Raw genomic sequence first — 15984 nt, 5'->3', positions numbered from 1 at the left:
TGATGCGTCCAATGCATGGAATGGCGATAATCGATCCCATGCAGCATGACCGCAGGTCAGCGCGGGGTGCGTCATCGCTCCGCAAAGAAGACGACATCGAGGCGACAAATATCCGTCAACGTAAGGCAGACGGGCGCAACTGGCCCGCGGTGCTCGCGCCGCGGCTCGCGCAGTTCGCCGCCGTCGCCCGCCATGAGCACGTGACCCGCGCCGCCCATGAACTGGGCGTACCGCAGTCCAGCCTCAGCCGGGCCATCGTCCGCCTTGAGGACGACCTCGGCGTCACGCTGCTCGCCCGGCACGGCCGCACCGTCTCGCTGACCCCCGCCGGGCGGGCGTTCCTCGGCTCGGTGGAGCGCGCCCTCGACGGCGTGGAGCGCGCCGCGGAGACGGTACGGGCCGACGCCGACCCGGCGACCGGCCGGGTCTCCTTCGGCTTCCTGCACACCCTCGGCCCGGAGACGGTGCCGGGCCTGCTGCGGGAGTTCCGCGCGGATCATCCGGGGGTGCGCTTCCAACTCGTGCAGAACTACGGCGAGGCGATGCTGGAGCGGCTGCGCGCGGGGGAGTTGGACCTGTGCCTGACCGCGCCGCTGCCCGACGCGCCGGACCTCGTGGTGCGCCGCCTCGACGAGCAGCGGCTGCGGCTCGTGGTCCCCGAGGGGCACCGGCTCGCCGGCCGCAAGCGGGTGCGGCTGGCGGAGACCGCCGACGAGTGGTTCGTCACCCTGGAGCCCGGGTACGGGCTGCGCCGCATCACCGACCGGCTCTGCGCGGAGGCCGGGTTCACCCCGAAGATCGCCTTCGAGGGCGAGGAGGCGGAGACGTTGCGCGGCCTGGTGGCCGCGGGGCTCGGTGTGGCGCTCTTGCCCCCGCCGCCTGTCCCGCGCCCCGGCGTCGCGGAGTTGACGGTCTCGGGGACCCGGGCGGTCCGCGAGATCGGCGTGGCCTGGCTGGACGGGCACGCCGACACGGCCCCGGTCGCGGCGTTCAAACGGTTCCTGTTGGGGCGGCGGGGGCGGCTGCTGGCGCCTTAGCGGTCACTACTGCCGTGGGCCGGGCCATCCGCCCAGGTCCACACGTCGCTCAGGCAAGGGCCTCGCGTTCCGCCGCATCCATGATCTCGCGGCTCTCGGCGAGGGCAGCGCTCTCACCGTAGCGGGGCCCACACGGGCGCCCAGAAGCGTCGAGCGCGTTTTCATACCTTCGTGCGAAGGTGCCTCCCGAACCCCGCCGCCAGCGGCATCCGCAAGCCCAAGGGCGGCGGAGCCGCCAAGGCGTCGACCACCGGGCGCGACAGCGCCCTGTCGCACAGCGTGCCGAGGGTGAAGTCGGCCGTGAGCGCGAGGACTTCGGGGCGGTGCTGGTGGAGGAAATGGCCGTCGGAGTGCACCTCGAAGCGGCAGACGTTGGGGTTGACCTTCTTGACGCGCTCCGCGAGCCGATAGGACAACTCTGGGTCGGATGTGACGTCGTTGGTGCCGTGCACCATCAGCACATGACGGCCCGCCAGATGTTTCACCGGATCGGGTTCCTGGCCGCGCGGCAGCCAAGGGGCGATCGCCGCAACGGAGTTGACGGCCGGGTGGCCGCCCGCCCGTAGCGCGGCGCGGGCGCCCATGTCGATGCCGACCAGGCACAGCGGTACGTCCCCGTACCGCCGTACGATCTCCTCGGCCGCCCACGCGGCGTCCTCAGCCGGATGCGCGTGGTTGCCGTTCCAGCCGCGGTAGCGGTAGTGCACCACATGCGCCACCAGCCCCTCCGGACGCCCCGCCCGCACCAGCGCGCGGGCCAGCGGCCAGGCCGTGGCGGCCGACAGCGCGGAACCGCGCCGGTTGCTGACGGCGCGGCCCGCGGGCAGCACCAGTACCGCGGCGCGCACCGCGGTACCGGCGACGGCACCCATGGCCCGTCCCAGCCGAGCACCACGCGGGGGCGCCGCGCCTTTGCGTGGGGTGGCCCCCGCACCCCCGAGCGATTGCGAAGCCATGGCAAAACCTTGGCAGAAAGGGCGGTGTGCTTTACCTGGCCGGTAGGTCAATGTTCGGTATCGGAATGGCACCAACCGGATTTCTACGCGCGTAGGCGCTAGCATCGGCCAATGGAGAAGACAAGCCAGCTCACGAACCAGCTGGAGCAGACCCTCGGCGACGTCGCCTCCGCGACGCCGGACCGGATCCGCCGGGCCCCCAAGGTGCTGCTCCACGACCACCTCGACGGTGGTCTGCGCCCCGAGACGATCATCGAACTCGCCCAGGAGATCGGCTACGAGAACCTGCCCGAGACCGACCCCGCGCGGCTCGCCGTCTGGTTCCGGGACGCCGCCAACTCGCCCGCCAAGGAGGGCGGCGCCGGTCTCGTGCGCTATCTGGAGACGTTCTCGCACACCTGCGCCGTGATGCAGACCCGGAACGCGCTCTACCGGGTGGCCGCCGAGTGCGCCGAGGACCTGGCCGCCGACGGTGTGGTCTACGCCGAGATCCGCTACGCCCCCGAGCAGCACCTGGAAGCCGGGCTCACCCTCGAAGAGGTCGTGGAGGCGGTCAACGAGGGCTTCCGGGAAGGCGAGCGCCGGGCCATGGCCGCCGGGCACCGCATCCGGGTGGGCGCGCTGCTCACCGCCATGCGGCACGCCGCCCGCTCGCAGGAGATCGCCGAACTCGCCAACCGCTACCGGGACCTGGGCGTCGTCGGCTTCGACATCGCGGGCGCGGAGGCCGGCTTCCCGCCCACCCGGCACCTGGACGCCTTCGAGTACCTCAAGCGGGAGAACAACCACTTCACCATCCACGCCGGCGAGGCCTTCGGCCTGCCGTCGATCTGGCAGGCGATCCAGTGGTGCGGTGCCGACCGGCTCGGCCACGGCGTACGCCTGATCGACGACATCCACGTCTCCCAGGACGGCTCGGTCAAGCTGGGCCGACTCGCCTCGTACGTGCGGGACAAGCGGATCCCGCTGGAGATGTGCCCGACCTCGAACCTGCAGACCGGCGCCGCGGACAGCTACCACGAGCACCCCATCGGGCTGCTGCGGAGGCTTCACTTCCGGGTCACCGTCAACACCGACAACCGGTTGCTGGGCGGGACGACGCTCAGCCAGGAGTTCGGCCACCTGGTGGACGCGTTCGGTTACACGCTCGACGACCTGCTGTGGTTCACCGTCAATGCGATGAAGTCCGCGTTCATTCCTTTCGATGAACGTCTGGCCATGATCAATGACGTGATCAAGCCCGGCTACGCCGAGTTGAAGGCCGAGTGGCTGTTCCGTCCGGCGACCGCGCAACCGCCGCTGGCCAGCGATTCTCCCGCTGAGCGGGACTGACGGGCAGGCGCCGCAACGCGCTTGGGGCCGTGCGGTCACGGTGGCGCGCGCGGCCCGGTCGGCCTGTTTGCGCCGACGACGCAGCGTCACTACGGTGCTGCGAACGGTGATCGCCTCATGACCCGGCGTGGTCACGCTGCCGTCGGGCCGCCACAAGCCACCAGAGGATTTGAAACGATGAAGAACGGAACCATCAGGACCCTCGGTGCCGCAGCGCTCGGTGTGGCCTTCGCCGCCGCCGCTGCCGGCACCGCGAGCGCCGCGGACGTCGCCCCGTCGGCGCTCCCGGCCGTCAACCCGGCCACCGCGCTGGACGGCCTGACCCAGAAGCTCCCGGTCCAGCAGGCCACCAACCTGCTGCCCGGCGTGGGCACCACGGTCGAGTCGGCCCAGGGCGTGCTGCGGGGCCTGTCCGGTCCGGACGGCAACGGCCTGCTCGGCGGGCTGAAGCCGGGCACCCTGCCCATCTCCTCGGTCACCGACGCGGTGGGTGCCGTCGGCCACTGACGCCCATCCTCCTTCGGGCGTCGGACCGGAGCGGGCCGTGTTCTACCCCCGGGACACGGCCCGTTCGCACGCCCGGCGCGGGTTACCGGGTGGCGCTGAGCCCGGACATCGCGGGCGTCCTGCTCTGCGGCTCACGCTCCGGTCGGCGCTCGTGCCGCCGGTGGCCGCGCCTGCGCAGTGCCGCCCGCGCGGCGGGCACCACCAGCAGATGGGCCAGCGCCACCCCGGCCGTGTTGAGCAACAGCGCGTCCACGTCCAGCACTTGACCGGCCATCCAGGTGCGCACCGCCTCGATGCCGAACGAGAGCATCAGCCCGGTGAAGACGGTACGGGCGAAGGAGACCGCCGGGGGTACGTCCAACCGCCCACCGGCCAGCGGCAGCAGCACACCGAGCGGCGCCAGCAGCGACAGCCCGCCGCCGATGTTCCGTAGCGCCGCCGCGGGGCCGAGGGCGAGGTCCGCCCGAATGGTGTGCAGCGGGGTGAAGCTGCCCGCCGCCATCCAGGTCGCCGACATCGGTCGCAGGGTGAGCCAGCAGACCACCGCCAGATACACCGCGGTCAGGACCGCGCCCAGGGGTCGCGCCCAGGTCAGGGTCAGTGGCTGCCGCTCATCTCGCTGCACGCCGGGAATGACGCTATGTGACCTGCGGCGGTTCCTTGGTCCCGCCGGACGAGACCTACGTCATGTCGCACTCGGGTCAAGAGGCCCTGGTGCCCTCGGTCGCCCCGGCGTCCGGGCGGGTGCGCAGCGCGTCGTCACAGCGGTAGCGCAGTGCCGGGGTGCTCCTGTCCGGCCCGCCGAGCACCACGGAGCGGTCCGCGGCGCCCGCCGCGGTCCCGGCGAAGGTGCACACCAGCTGGCCCACCGCGAAGGACGGCAGGTCGTCGGGGTCCTGGTTCAGCCGCAGGGCCTCCGCCGGATCCCCGGGGAGCGGCCCGCTCACCGTCAGTCCGCCCGGCACCTCGGAGGCGAAGCCGCCCTTCTCCTCGGCCTGGTCGGGCTTGTGCTGCAACTCCGTCAGCAGCGTCCGGGCCGTGCCGAGCCGGTCCTGGTGCTGGTCGGACACGATCCGCCGCACCGGTGAGACCCGTTGGCTGCACACCAGGTAGACGTCCACGGCCACCCTGCCCGGCGCCTGGCTCGGCGCGGTGCGCGGCTGGTCGCAGGAGACCCGGGTCGGCGCGGCGCCCGCGTCGACCGGCACCGAGGTGGCGCGGATCCCGCACCCCGCCGTACCGAGGGCCAGCGCCAGCACCAGTCCCGCGCCCAGCAGCCGCCTTGGCGACGTCAACTCCGCCCCTCCTCCGGCTCGTTCGGCTCGCCGTGGTCACACGGATCGCCGGAGTCATGGTGTTCCGCGGGCGGGATCGGCAGTCGTAGCGTGAACACGGCGCCACCCTCCGGCCGGTTGGCCGCGGTGATGGTGCCGCCGTGGATGTGCGCGTTCTCCATGGCGATGGACAGACCGAGCCCGCTGCCCTCCGAACGCGCCCGGGAGGCGTCCGCCTTGTAGAAGCGGTCGAAGACATGCGGAAGGACATCCTCCGGAATGCCCGGTCCATTGTCCGCCACCTCCACGACCAGTTCCGCCCGTCGGCCGCCACCGGCCTCAACGGAGGCGCCGCGCGCCGCGGTGCCGTCCTCGGTGCGCACCGTGACGCGCACCGGAGAGCCGCCGTGCTTCAGCGCGTTGCCGATCAGGTTGGCCAGGATGACGTCGAGACGCCGGGGATCGAGGCGGACCACGATGCCGCGCGGCGCGTCCAGCTCGACCGCGTCCAGCCAGGCGCGGGTGTCGATGCAGGCGGTCACCATGTCGGCGACGTCCACCTCGTCGGCGCGCAGCTTGGCGGTGCCCGCGTCGAAGCGGGTGACCTCCATCAGGTTCTCCACCAGGTCGCCCAGCCGCCGGGTCTCGGTGACCACCAGCCGTACCGCCGGCTCGATCATCGGGTCGAGGGCGTCCGCCTCCTCCTCAAGCACCTCGGTCACGGCGGTGATCGCGGTCAGCGGAGTGCGCAGCTCGTGCGACATGTCGGCGACGAACCTGCGGGACGCCTCCTCCCGGCCGCTCAACTCCTCGACCCGGCGCTGCAACGCCTCCGCCGCGCTGTTGAACGTCCTTGACAGTTCGGCGAGTTCATCGGTGCCGGAGACCCGCAGCCGGGTGTCCAGACGCCCCTCGCCGAGCCTGCGCGCCGCGTCCCCGAGCCGCTGTACCGGCCGCAGCACCGTGGAGGCGGCGGCCTGGGCGAGCAGCGCGGCGCCGATCAGCGCGAGCGCGGTGGCGATGCCCAGCGACCAGGCGAGCGAGTTGAGGTCGGAGCGCTCGGCGTCCAGCGACTTGTACATGTAGCCGGTCGGGCCGTTGCCCATCATCTTCGCGCCACCGACCAGGAACGGCCGCCCGCCGGGCGCGGTCCGCTGCCAGTACAGGTGGTACGCGGCCTCGTTGCCGCCCTTCAGCGGCCGGGGGTTGTTCACCGCCTTCTGCAACGCGGCCGGTACCTGGTCCAGGGTGAACACGTCGCGGTCCGAGGTGGCCGCGCACTCGTTGCCCCCGCCGTCCTTGGCGATCAGCAGCACCTGGTAGCTCTGCGTGCTCGCCGCCATGCGGTTGGCGGCCTCCTGCAACTCGTCGCACGGTGGATTCACCGGCAGCGAACCCACGTTGCGGGTCATCGACGCGCGGAAGTCGTTGAGCGCCGCGTTCTGCGCCCGTGTGAGCACCGCGTCCCGGTTCAGCCAGTACGCGATGCCGGAGACGGAGACCGCGGCGGTCAGCGCCACCGCCGCGAACACCGCGACCAGGCGCAACCGCAGGCTGCCGAACCGCAGTCGGGACACAGCGGCCCTGAGCTTCACCGCGGCCTCGCTATCGCCCGTACGTCCGTCCTCACTGCGGCGGGTCCAACCGATAGCCGACACCACGCACGGTACGGATCAGCTTCGGGGACGACGGGACGTCCTCCACCTTGGCGCGCAGCCGCTGGACGCACGCGTCAACCAGCCGGGAGTCGCCCAGGTAGTCGTGCTCCCACACCAGCCGCAGCAACTGCTGCCGGGACAGCGCCTGCCCGGGGCGGCGGCTCAGCTCAAGCAGCAGCCGCAGCTCGGTCGGGGTCAGCTGGAGGTCCTGGCCGTCCTTGGTCACCGTCATCGCGGACCGGTCGATGACGATCGAGCCGAACGCCGCCGAGTCCGTGCTGTCCCGTTCGCCGCGCCGCAGCACCGCGCGGATCCGGGCGTCCAGCACCCGCGGCTGGATCGGCTTGACCACATAGTCGTCGGCACCCGACTCCAGGCCGACCACCACGTCGATGTCGTCGCTGCGCGCGGTGAGCAGGATGATCGGCAACTGGTCGGTGCGGCGGATCCGACGGCACACCTCGAACCCGTCGATACCCGGCAGCATCACGTCCAGCACGATCAGGTCGGGACGCTGCTCGCGCAGCCGTTCCAGACCCTCCTCGCCGGTCGCGGCGGCCACCACGCGGTGGCCCTGCCGGGATAGGGCCAGTTCGAGGCCCGTACGGATGGCGTCGTCGTCCTCGATAAGCAACAGGAAGGGCACGCAGGCCATTGTGTCGCACCGGAGGGTGCCACCGCGTACACCCCAGTGGGCGAAGCAAGGTCGCGGAGCGCTGTGACAGTGCTGTGACACTCGACGGACAGGCTCATGAAAGTGGTCCGCCAGAGTTGTGGTCAACAGCGGGAAGCCCCGCTGGGGACTACCACGAAATCCAGACCTGACCGGTTCCACTCACGGGGGCACGAGATGAGCGCAATGCACACCACCACCTCCGCCGCGATCGTGCGGCCGCGTCCGCACACCGCCCAGTGGAACAGCGAAGGACTGTCCGGTGCCGCAAGCGGGCGGGGGTGCGCACGCGGCACCGGGCGCAACACGGTCGGCTCGGCGATGGTGCGCCAGCGGGTGCCCTACCTGAGCGCGATCGACGGCGGGGCCGCGGGGGCTGCCGCCAACACCGCGTACGGGGAGGCGGCGAGCGCGCGGAAGGCGGTCAGCGAGGCGGACTTCACCGCCTACGTCGCCGAGCGCCGCGCCTCCCTGTACGCGACCGCCTACCACCTGACCGGCGACCGGCACGAGGCGGAGGACCTGCTGCAGAGCGCGCTGTTCTCGACCTACCGTGCCTGGGACCGGATCAGCGACAAGGCGGCGCTCGGCGGCTACCTGCGCCGCACCATGACCAACCTGCACATCAGCGCCTGGCGGCGGCGCAAGCTGAACGAGTACCCGACCGAGGAACTCCCCGAGACCATCGGTGAGTGCGACGCGATGCGCGGCACCGAACTGCGCGCCGTGCTGTGGCAGGCGCTCGCCAAGCTGCCCGAGCAGCAGCGCACCATGCTGGTGCTGCGGTACTACGAGGGCCGCACCGACCCGGAGATCGCCGAGATCCTCGGCATCAGCGTCGGCACCGTCAAGAGCAGCATCTGGCGCTCGCTGCGCCGGCTGCGCGACGACGAGGTGCTGGCCCAGGGCCGCGACGAGGCCGAGGCGTTCGACGAACTCGTCGCCTGAGACTGGGGGAAAACGGGGAACGGGGGCCGAAGGGGCGGGACCGCGAGGTCCCGCCCCTTCGGGCGTTACGCCCGCACCGGTTCCCGCGCGCCCGCGGCGGCCAGGATCCGCCCGAGCGCCTCACCCTGCCCGCAGGGCACCGCCTTCAGCGCGGTCTGCCGCGCGACGACCTCGTGCTCCGCCCGCATCAACCGCCAACCCCTGCGGAGCAGATACGGGACCGACTTGCGTCCCTCGCGCAGATCCCGCCGGAACCGCCGCCAGGCGGTGACCAGCGGACGCCCGCTCAGGCACACCGCGTCACCCAGCACCCCGGCCGCGCGGCAGCGCTCGACGATCTCGGCAGCGAAGATCCCCTCGGCGACGAACACCGGCGCGCCGCCCAGTTCGAACTCGGTCATGCCGACGATCGAGCTGGTGGCGATGGAGTACACCGGAACCACCGCGGTACCGCCGCGCGCCGCCGTCTCGATCGCGGCGACCGCCGCGTCCGCGTCCCAGGACAGCGGCGAGTCCCAGTCCGTACCGCCACCACCCGGCAGGGCGGGCAGAGTTGGGTCGTCGCCCTCCTTGTAGAAGTCGTCGAGGTTCAGCACCGGAAGCCCGGTACGGGCGGCGAGCGAACTCTTTCCGGAACCGGAGGGCCCGGCCAGCAACACGACCCGGGAGGAGGGAGAGGGCGCCGGGCGCGAAGCGCCTCGATCGAGGGCGGAGGCGGGCGACGGGTTGGAGGCAGTCACGGGACACCAGTGTGAGGCATACGACGCGCGGAAGCGCTGGTGGACCGTGCGTAATGAATCAACTACGCTGGGTGTTTACAGGTTTGTAGGTCAATGCCCTTGATGTCGGGTAAGTCAGGTAGGTCGCCATGTCGTTCCGTATCCCAGCAGGCCGCGCGCTGCTCCGTACCGCGGTCGCCCTGTCCACCGCCGCGGGGGCCCTGGCGGCCAGCGCGGGCGCCGCCTCGGCCCGCAGCGAACTGCACCTGCCGGGCGGCGCGGACGTGGTGAGCGGCACGTTGCAGGGCCTGGACAGTTCGGTGGGCCCGGTCAAGCGCCTCCAGCTGTACCCGCTGGCGAAGACCACCGTCGACCCGCTGACCAACACCGTGGGCACCCAGATCGCCGACTTCAAGCCGATCAGCACCAAGGCGCTGACCAAGCCCTTCTCCGACGGCGACTCGCTGTCCCAACTCCCGCTGGTCGGCCCGATCACCAAAATCCTGCCGGGGGGCTGACCGCGAACGGCCGCCCCCCGGCAGGACCAACGAGGGTCACACCCCGATCGGATGCCAGACGGTCTTGGTCTCCAGGAACGCCAGCAGCCGGTCGGTGCCGGGCTCGGCCGACCAGTCCTCGTCACGCGGCCGCAGCACCCGCTTGAGGTTGTCGGCGGCGGCCGTCTCCAACGCGGTCGCCAACTCCGCGTCCGCGCCCGTCAGGTCGATCGCGTTGACATCGCCGTGCGCGGCCAGGTGCGGGCCCATCTCGGCCGCCTTGCCGGACAGCACGTTGACCACACCACCGGGCAGGTCCGAGGTGGCCAGCACCTCGCCCAGCGACAGTGCGGGCAGCGGAGACCTCTCCGAGGTCACCACCACGGCCGTGTTACCGGTCGCGATCACCGGTGCCAGCACCGAGACCAGCCCGAGGAACGAGGACTCCTGCGGCGCCAACACGGCCACCACACCGGTCGGTTCGGTGGTGGAGAGGTTGAAGTACGGCCCCGCGACCGGGTTTGCGGCGCCCGCGATCTGACCGATCTTGTCGGTCCAGCCCGCGTACCAGACCCAGCGGTCGACCGCCGCGTCCACCACGGCCGCCGCCTTCGACCTGGACAGCCCCTCGGCCTCGGCCACCTCGCGGACGAACTGCTCGCGACGGCCCTCCAGCATCTCGGCGATCCGGTAGAGGATCTGGCCGCGGTTGTACGCGGTCGCCCCCGACCAGCCGCCGAACGCCTTGCGTGCGGCGACCACCGCGTCCCGGGCGTCCTTGCGGGACGCCAGCGGGGCGTTGGCCAGCCAGTTGCCCTTGGGGTCCGTCACCTCGTACACCCGCCCGCTCTCGGACCGGGGGAACTTGCCCCCGACGAACAGCTTGTAGGTCTTGAAGACGCCCAACCTTGACTCAGACATTGAGGTACGCCTCCAGACCGTGACGGCCGCCCTCGCGACCGAAGCCCGACTCCTTGTAGCCGCCGAACGGCGAGGTCGGGTCGAACTTGTTGAACGTGTTGGCCCACACCACGCCGGCGCGCAGCTTGTCGGCCATCCACAGGATGCGGGATCCCTTCTCCGTCCAGATGCCCGCCGACAGTCCGTACGGGGTGTTGTTGGCCTTCTCCACCGCCTCCGCCGGAGTACGGAAGGTCAGCACCGACAGCACCGGGCCGAAGATCTCCTCGCGGGCGATCCGGTGTGCCTGGGTGACGCCGGTGAACAGCGTCGGCGCGAACCAGTAGCCGGTGGACGGCAGTTCGCACCGCGGTGCCCAGCGCTCCGCGCCCTCGGCCTCGCCGCTGTCCGCCAGGGACTTGATGCGGGCCAGCTGCTCGGCGGAGTTGATCGCGCCGATGTCGGTGTTCTTGTCCAGCGGATCACCGACCCGCAGCGTCGACATGCGGCGCTTGAGCGCCTCCAGCAGCTCGTCCTGGACGGACTCCTGGACCAGCAGCCGGGAACCGGCGCAGCAGACGTGCCCCTGGTTGAAGAAGATGCCGTTGACGATGCCCTCGACGGCCTGGTCGATCGGCGCGTCCTCGAAGACGATGTTCGCCGCCTTGCCGCCGAGTTCCAGCGTCAGCTTCTTCTCGGTGCCCGCGACGGTACGGGCGATCGCCTTGCCGACCTCCGTGGAGCCGGTGAACGCCACCTTGTTGACGTCCGGGTGGGCGACCAGCGCGGCGCCCGTACTCCCGTCACCGGTGAGGATGTTGACGACACCCTTGGGCAGCCCCGCCTGGCGGCAGATGTCCGCGAAGAACAGCGCCGACAGCGGTGTGGTCTCGGCGGGCTTGAGCACCACCGTGTTGCCGCAGGCCAGCGCGGGGGCGATCTTCCACGCCAGCATCAGCAGCGGGAAGTTCCACGGGATGACCTGACCGGCCACGCCCAGCGGCTTGGGGTCGGAACCGAAGCCCGCGTGGCCGAGCTTGTCCGCCCAGCCCGCGTAGTAGAAGAAGTGCGCGGCGACCAGCGGCAGATCGGCGTCCCGCGACTCGCGGATCGGCTTGCCGTTGTCCAGCGACTCCAGCACCGCCAGCTCACGCGAGCGCTCCTGGATGATCCGGGCGATCCGGAACAGGTACTTGGCGCGCTCGGCACCCGGCAGCGCCGACCACTTCTCGAACGCCTTGCGGGCGGCCCTGACCGCCGCGTCCACATCCGACTGACCGGCCTGAGCGACCTCGGAGAGGACCTCCTCGCTGGACGGTGAGACGGTCTTGAAGACCTTGCCGTCCTCCGCGGGGCGGAACTCGCCGTCGACGAACAGCCCGTAGGACGGCGCGATGTCGACAACAGACCGCGACTCGGGCGCCGGTGCGTACTCGAAAGCCATGTTGATCAGTCCACCGTCACGTAGTCGGGACCGGAGTACCGGCCGGTGCTCAGCTTCTGACGCTGCATCAGCAGGTCGTTCAGCAGGCTGGAGGCGCCGAAGCGGAACCACTCCGGGGTCAGCCACTCCGCGCCCAGCGTCTCGTTCACCATCACCAGGTACTTGATGGCGTCCTTGGTGGTGCGGATGCCGCCCGCGGGCTTCACGCCGACCTGTACGCCGGTGGCGTCGCGGAAGTCCCGTACCGCCTCCAGCATCAGCAGGGTGTTCGGCGGGGTGGCGTTGACCGCGACCTTGCCGGTGGAGGTCTTGATGAAGTCGGCGCCCGCGAGCATCGACAGCCAGGAGACCCGGCGGATGTTGTCGTAGGTCGCCAACTCGCCGTTCTCGAAGATCACCTTGAGATGCGCGGCGGTACCGTCGGGACGGGCGCAGGCCGCCTTGACCGCCTTGATCTCCTCGAAGACCTGAAGGTAGCGGCCGGACAGGAAGGCGCCGCGGTCGATGACCATGTCGATCTCGTCCGCGCCCGCGGCCACCGCGTCGGCGGTGTCGGCCAGCTTCACCGGCAAGGCGGCGCGCCCGGCCGGGAAGGCGGTGGCGACCGACGCCACGTGGATGCCCGAGCCGTCGAGCGCCTCCTTGGCGGTCTTCACCATGTCCGGGTAGACGCAGATCGCGGCGACCTTGGGGGCCGTACGGTCGGTCGGGTCGGGGTTGACGCCCTTGGCGCACAGCGCCCGGACCTTGCCCGGGGTGTCGGCGCCTTCCAGGGTCGTCAGGTCGATCATCGAGATCGCCAGGTCGATGGCGTACGCCTTCGCCGTGGTCTTGATCGAACGGGTGCCGAGCGTGGCGGCACGGCCTTCGAGGCCGACCGCGTCGACGCCGGGCAGCCCGTGCAGGAACCGGCGCAGCGCTGCGTCGGACGCGGTGACGTCGGCCATCGACGCCAGCCGCTCCGCGGCCTGCGGGCTGTATGCGGGCGTGAGGTGCCCGGGGGTCTGCATGGTCACCAGCAGAGCATATCTACGCGCGTAGCGCTTGACTAGCCCTCGGGGGCGACGACCGTGCGCGACGCAGGCCCCGGCCGGGCGCGAAGCGCCCACGGGCGGTGCAGCGGTGAACGTAACGCATCCCGGATGGGGCCGTGTCCCGGGCCCCGCTCCCGGAGGGCAAGTTCACGTCGGGGAGCCGTCGGAAAAACCGCTCCCGTCGTGCAGAATCGTCCACATGACGAGCGAGCAGAAGTACGCCGACCGGGCGTTCCGGTCACCGATGGGCATTGCCGGGGGAGTGCTGCTGCTCGCGATCGGCGGATGGCTGGTCGGCGACGCGGTGGCGCACGGCACCGGCCGGACGCCCTGGCTGGCGCTGGCCGCACTGCTGCTCGCCGCGCCGTTGGTGATCGCCTTCACCATCCGCCCGGTGGTCTATGCGAGCGACTCGCGGATGCTGGTGCGCAATCCGTTCCGCTCCATCACCATCCCGTGGGCGGCGGTGGAGGCCGTCCGCTCCGGTTACTCCAGCGAAGTCCTCGCCGGTGGGCGGAAGTTCCAGCTCTGGTCGGTCCCCGTCTCGCTGCGCGCCCGTAAGCGCGCCGCCCGCCAGGCCGCCCGGGCGACCGCCGAGGACCCCTTCGGCCGCGGCCCGCGCGCCCTGCGCCTGCGCCCCGACGCACCCCTGCGCGCCCCCGCCGACCAGGCCGTGGACGACCTGCGGGAACTCGCCGAGCGGCACGCGGGGGGCGAGGCCGCCAAGGGCGAGATCAGCGTCCGCTGGGCGTACGAGATCATCGCGCCCGCGGTCGTCGGCGGCATCGCTCTCGTGGTGCTGCTGGCTACTGGCTGAGCTGCCGCTCAGACTGGCTTTTGGGGTGGTTCCCGGCCGCCCACCGGTTTGCCGTTCGGCTTGCTCGTTGTTGCGTACGGTGGCGTGGGTGTTGCGGTGCTACTGCGCTGCGAGTGCGTGTTTTTTAGGCGGTACGCCCGCCCACCCACCCGTTTGCCGTCGGCCTTTGGGTGCCGTCGCGCTCTGTCGTCGGTGGGTCGGGGACGCGCCGGGGTGACTCCTCGGGTGGCTCCCTGCGCCCGAACCGGAACTTTCCGGGAAGTTCGATCGCCACACTGCGGGGACACCCCGGCACGTCCCCTTCCGCCGGTTTCCGCGCTGCGACGGCCCCCAAAGGCGGGCAGGGGGTGCGTTTGCATTTGCGCTTGCCCCTTCGGGGCTCTCGCTCCCGCCCGGCCGCAGCTCGGCGATTCACGGAAGGAGACCGTGCGCGACGGTGCGCGAAGGCCGACGGGCAAACGGGCGGGCGGGCGGAAACCCGCCCGCCCACCAGGCGAACCGTCAGATACCGGCCGCGGCCGACAGATCCTTCTTGAGCGCCGCCAGCACCTCGCTGGCGGCGCCCCGCGCGGACGCCAGCGCATCGAGCCCGGCCACCGGGACAACCGCCTCCAGGTAGCACTTCAGCTTCGGCTCGGTGCCGCTCGGCCGGACGATGACCCGTGCCGCAGAGACCGTCCCGTCGCCCGCGAGGTGGTAGCGCAGGCCGTCGGTCGGCGGCAGCTGGTCGCTGCCCTGGCTCAGGTCCTCCGCCGAGGTGACGGCGAGACCGGCCAGCTGCGAGGGCGGCTGCTCGCGCAGCCGCCGCATCGCGTCGGCGATCAGCGTCAGATCGGCGACCCGCACCGACAACTGGTCGGTGGCGTGCAGCCCGTGCCGGACGGCGAGTTCGTCCAGCAGGTCGCTGAGGGTGCGGCCGTCAGCCTTCAGACCGGCCGCCAGCTCGGCGACGAGCAGCGCCGCCGTGATGCCGTCCTTGTCCCGTACGCCCTCGGGGTCGACGCAGTAGCCGAGCGCCTCCTCGTACCCGTACCGCAGACCGGGCACCCGGGCGATCCACTTGAATCCCGTGAGGGTGTCCTGGTACGGCAGCCCGGCCGCCGCGGCGATCCGCGACAGCAGCGAGGACGACACGATCGAGGCCGCCAGCGTGCCCTTCGCGCCCCTGCGCACCAGGTGCTCGGCGAGCAGGGCGCCCACCTCGTCACCGCGCAGCATCCGCCAGCCACTCGCCGCGGCGGCGTCCGGTACGGCCACCGCGCAGCGGTCCGCGTCCGGGTCGTTGGCGATCACGATGTCCGGGCGCTCGGCACGGGCGTGCGCGAACGACAGGTCCATCGCCCCCGGCTCCTCCGGGTTGGGGAAGGCCACCGTCGGGAAGTCCGGATCGGGCTGCGCCTGCTGCGGTACGACCGCCGGGGCCGGGAAACCGGTCCGCGCGAACGCGGCGGTCAGCACGTCGGCGCCGACGCCGTGCATCGGCGTGTACACGACGGAGACATCGCGCGGGCCGCCCGGGGCGACCACGGTCCCGGCGCGGGTGAGGTACGCCTCGACGATTCCGTCGTCCAGCGTCCGCCAGCCGCCGTCGGCCAGCGGCACCTCGGCCAGCGCGCCGATCGCGGCGATCTGCGCGGCGATCCCGGCGTCCGCGGGCGGCACGATCTGCGAGCCGTCACCGAGGTAGACCTTGTAGCCGTTGTCCCGCGGCGGGTTGTGACTGGCGGTCACCATCACACCGGCCGCCGCGCCCAACTCCCGGATGGCGAAAGCCAGTACCGGCGTGGGCAGCGACCGCGGCAGCAGGGCGGCACGCAGTCCGGCACCGGTCACCACGGCCGCGGTGTCCCGCGCGAAGTCGTATGACTTGTGGCGGGCGTCGTACCCGATCACCACCAGGCCGTCGGCGTGGCCCTGCGACCTGAGGTACGCGGCCAGGCCCGCCGCCGCACGGATCACCACGGCGCGGTTCATCCGCATCGGTCCCGCGCCCAGCTCGCCCCGGAGTCCGGCGGTGCCGAACTGGAGGGTCCCGGAGAAGCGCTCGGCGATCTCCGCCTCCGCCTCCGGCGTACCGGCGTCGATCAGCGCGGCCAGCTCGGCCCGGGTCTCCGGATCGGGGTCCTCGGCCAGCCAGGCGCGAGCCCGGGTCAGCGTGTCCATTGCCATCTGCGGCTCCTTGCGGTGA

Annotated in this window: 16 protein-coding genes; 6 read left to right on the top strand and 10 right to left on the bottom strand. The window is 71.7% G+C overall.

The genetic code is table 11. The features are described 5' to 3' along the window. Positions 1-38: 38 nt before the first annotated feature. Positions 39-1037: a LysR family transcriptional regulator gene (locus O5O46_RS02940; protein WP_443072362.1), complete on the top strand. Its 999-nt coding sequence runs from the start codon at positions 39-41 to the stop codon at positions 1035-1037. A gap of 161 nt (positions 1038-1198) precedes the next feature. Here O5O46_RS02940 and O5O46_RS02935 read toward each other — a convergent pair whose 3' ends face one another. Further along, entirely contained in the window at positions 1199-1909 is a 711-nt protein-coding gene (locus O5O46_RS02935; RefSeq protein WP_269853592.1) for an alpha/beta hydrolase, read from the bottom strand. Positions 1910-2104: 195 nt separating this feature from the next. Here O5O46_RS02935 and O5O46_RS02930 point away from each other — a divergent pair, with 195 nt between their 5' ends. Further along, positions 2105-3325 carry an adenosine deaminase gene (locus O5O46_RS02930; protein ID WP_269853591.1) on the top strand — a complete coding sequence of 407 codons (1221 nt, stop codon included), beginning with the start codon at positions 2105-2107 and terminating at the stop codon, positions 3323-3325. Positions 3326-3502: 177 nt separating this feature from the next. Further along, positions 3503-3832, top strand: coding sequence for a hypothetical protein (locus tag O5O46_RS02925; protein ID WP_269853590.1), 330 nt, complete (start codon positions 3503-3505; stop codon positions 3830-3832). Between the two features lie 82 nt (positions 3833-3914). Here the strand turns inward: O5O46_RS02925 and O5O46_RS02920 are convergent, their stop codons facing one another. The 4 genes from O5O46_RS02920 to O5O46_RS02905 all read right to left on the bottom strand — a co-directional run bounded on the left by O5O46_RS02920 (position 3915) and on the right by O5O46_RS02905 (position 7410). Next, on the bottom strand, positions 3915-4457 hold the full coding sequence (locus tag O5O46_RS02920) for a VanZ family protein (RefSeq protein ID WP_443072361.1): 543 nt from the start codon (positions 4455-4457) through the stop codon (positions 3915-3917). Between the two features lie 76 nt (positions 4458-4533). Further along, the gene (locus tag O5O46_RS02915) at positions 4534-5127 is read right to left on the bottom strand and encodes a hypothetical protein (protein WP_269853589.1); all 594 of its coding nucleotides are present in this window, start codon (positions 5125-5127) and stop codon (positions 4534-4536) included. Continuing rightward, positions 5124-6701: a sensor histidine kinase gene (locus O5O46_RS02910; RefSeq protein WP_269853588.1), complete on the bottom strand. Its 1578-nt coding sequence runs from the start codon at positions 6699-6701 to the stop codon at positions 5124-5126. Before O5O46_RS02910 ends, O5O46_RS02915 begins: the two co-directional genes overlap by 4 nt. Before the next feature lie 31 nt (positions 6702-6732). Beyond that, positions 6733-7410, bottom strand: a complete 678-nt coding sequence (locus O5O46_RS02905; RefSeq protein ID WP_269853587.1) for a response regulator transcription factor — start codon at positions 7408-7410, stop codon at positions 6733-6735. A 204-nt stretch (positions 7411-7614) separates the two neighbouring features. Between O5O46_RS02905 and O5O46_RS02900 the strand changes: the two genes are divergently transcribed. Further along, positions 7615-8385, top strand: a complete 771-nt coding sequence (locus tag O5O46_RS02900; RefSeq protein WP_269853586.1) for a SigE family RNA polymerase sigma factor — start codon at positions 7615-7617, stop codon at positions 8383-8385. A gap of 65 nt (positions 8386-8450) precedes the next feature. On the opposite strand, the gene O5O46_RS02895 is transcribed toward O5O46_RS02900, so the two are convergent. Beyond that, positions 8451-9125, bottom strand: a complete 675-nt coding sequence (locus O5O46_RS02895; RefSeq protein ID WP_443072360.1) for a uridine kinase family protein — start codon at positions 9123-9125, stop codon at positions 8451-8453. Between the two features lie 128 nt (positions 9126-9253). On the opposite strand from O5O46_RS02895, the gene O5O46_RS02890 reads away from it, so the two are divergent. Further along, positions 9254-9622, top strand: coding sequence for a hypothetical protein (locus O5O46_RS02890; RefSeq protein ID WP_269853585.1), 369 nt, complete (start codon positions 9254-9256; stop codon positions 9620-9622). Between the two features lie 36 nt (positions 9623-9658). On the opposite strand, the gene O5O46_RS02885 is transcribed toward O5O46_RS02890, so the two are convergent. From O5O46_RS02885 to deoC, 3 genes are read right to left on the bottom strand one after another with little or no spacing between them, the layout of a single operon-like run. Beyond that, entirely contained in the window at positions 9659-10522 is an 864-nt protein-coding gene (locus tag O5O46_RS02885; protein ID WP_269853584.1) for an aldehyde dehydrogenase family protein, read from the bottom strand. Beyond that, positions 10515-11945 (bottom strand): aldehyde dehydrogenase family protein, encoded by a 1431-nt coding sequence (locus O5O46_RS02880; RefSeq protein ID WP_269853583.1) that lies wholly within the window; start codon positions 11943-11945, stop codon positions 10515-10517. The genes O5O46_RS02885 and O5O46_RS02880 overlap by 8 nt, the downstream gene beginning before the upstream one ends. Before the next feature lie 5 nt (positions 11946-11950). Further along, the gene (deoC, locus tag O5O46_RS02875; protein WP_269853904.1) at positions 11951-12892 is read right to left on the bottom strand and encodes a deoxyribose-phosphate aldolase; all 942 of its coding nucleotides are present in this window, start codon (positions 12890-12892) and stop codon (positions 11951-11953) included. A 286-nt stretch (positions 12893-13178) separates the two neighbouring features. Between deoC and O5O46_RS02870 the strand changes: the two genes are divergently transcribed. Beyond that, entirely contained in the window at positions 13179-13796 is a 618-nt protein-coding gene (locus O5O46_RS02870; RefSeq protein ID WP_269853582.1) for a PH domain-containing protein, read from the top strand. 501 nt (positions 13797-14297) lie between these two features. Here O5O46_RS02870 and O5O46_RS02865 read toward each other — a convergent pair. Beyond that, entirely contained in the window at positions 14298-15965 is a 1668-nt protein-coding gene (locus O5O46_RS02865; RefSeq protein WP_269853581.1) for a phospho-sugar mutase, read from the bottom strand. Positions 15966-15984: the final 19 nt, after the last annotated feature.

The sequence above is a fragment of the Streptomyces sp. RPT161 genome (assembly GCF_027533845.1).
In the GTDB taxonomy this organism is placed as follows: Bacteria; Actinomycetota; Actinomycetes; order Streptomycetales; family Streptomycetaceae; genus Streptantibioticus_A; species Streptantibioticus_A silvisoli_A.
Note: the sequence above shows the minus strand (reverse complement) of the source record. Positions and strands in the feature narration are given on the sequence as shown.

Excerpts from the sequence above, each read along its gene's own strand:
- O5O46_RS02940 (WP_443072362.1), top strand. The coding sequence starts at position 39 with ATGCAGCATGACCGCAGGTCAGCGCGGGGTGCGTCATCGCTCCGCAAA.
- O5O46_RS02935 (WP_269853592.1), bottom strand. The coding sequence starts at position 1,909 with ATGGGTGCCGTCGCCGGTACCGCGGTGCGCGCCGCGGTACTGGTGCTG.
- O5O46_RS02930 (WP_269853591.1), top strand. The coding sequence starts at position 2,105 with ATGGAGAAGACAAGCCAGCTCACGAACCAGCTGGAGCAGACCCTCGGC.
- O5O46_RS02925 (WP_269853590.1), top strand. The coding sequence starts at position 3,503 with ATGAAGAACGGAACCATCAGGACCCTCGGTGCCGCAGCGCTCGGTGTG.
- O5O46_RS02900 (WP_269853586.1), top strand. The coding sequence starts at position 7,615 with ATGAGCGCAATGCACACCACCACCTCCGCCGCGATCGTGCGGCCGCGT.
- O5O46_RS02890 (WP_269853585.1), top strand. The coding sequence starts at position 9,254 with ATGTCGTTCCGTATCCCAGCAGGCCGCGCGCTGCTCCGTACCGCGGTC.
- O5O46_RS02885 (WP_269853584.1), bottom strand. The coding sequence starts at position 10,522 with ATGTCTGAGTCAAGGTTGGGCGTCTTCAAGACCTACAAGCTGTTCGTC.
- O5O46_RS02880 (WP_269853583.1), bottom strand. The coding sequence starts at position 11,945 with ATGGCTTTCGAGTACGCACCGGCGCCCGAGTCGCGGTCTGTTGTCGAC.
- deoC (WP_269853904.1), bottom strand. The coding sequence starts at position 12,892 with ATGGCCGACGTCACCGCGTCCGACGCAGCGCTGCGCCGGTTCCTGCAC.
- O5O46_RS02870 (WP_269853582.1), top strand. The coding sequence starts at position 13,179 with ATGACGAGCGAGCAGAAGTACGCCGACCGGGCGTTCCGGTCACCGATG.
- O5O46_RS02865 (WP_269853581.1), bottom strand. The coding sequence starts at position 15,965 with ATGGCAATGGACACGCTGACCCGGGCTCGCGCCTGGCTGGCCGAGGAC.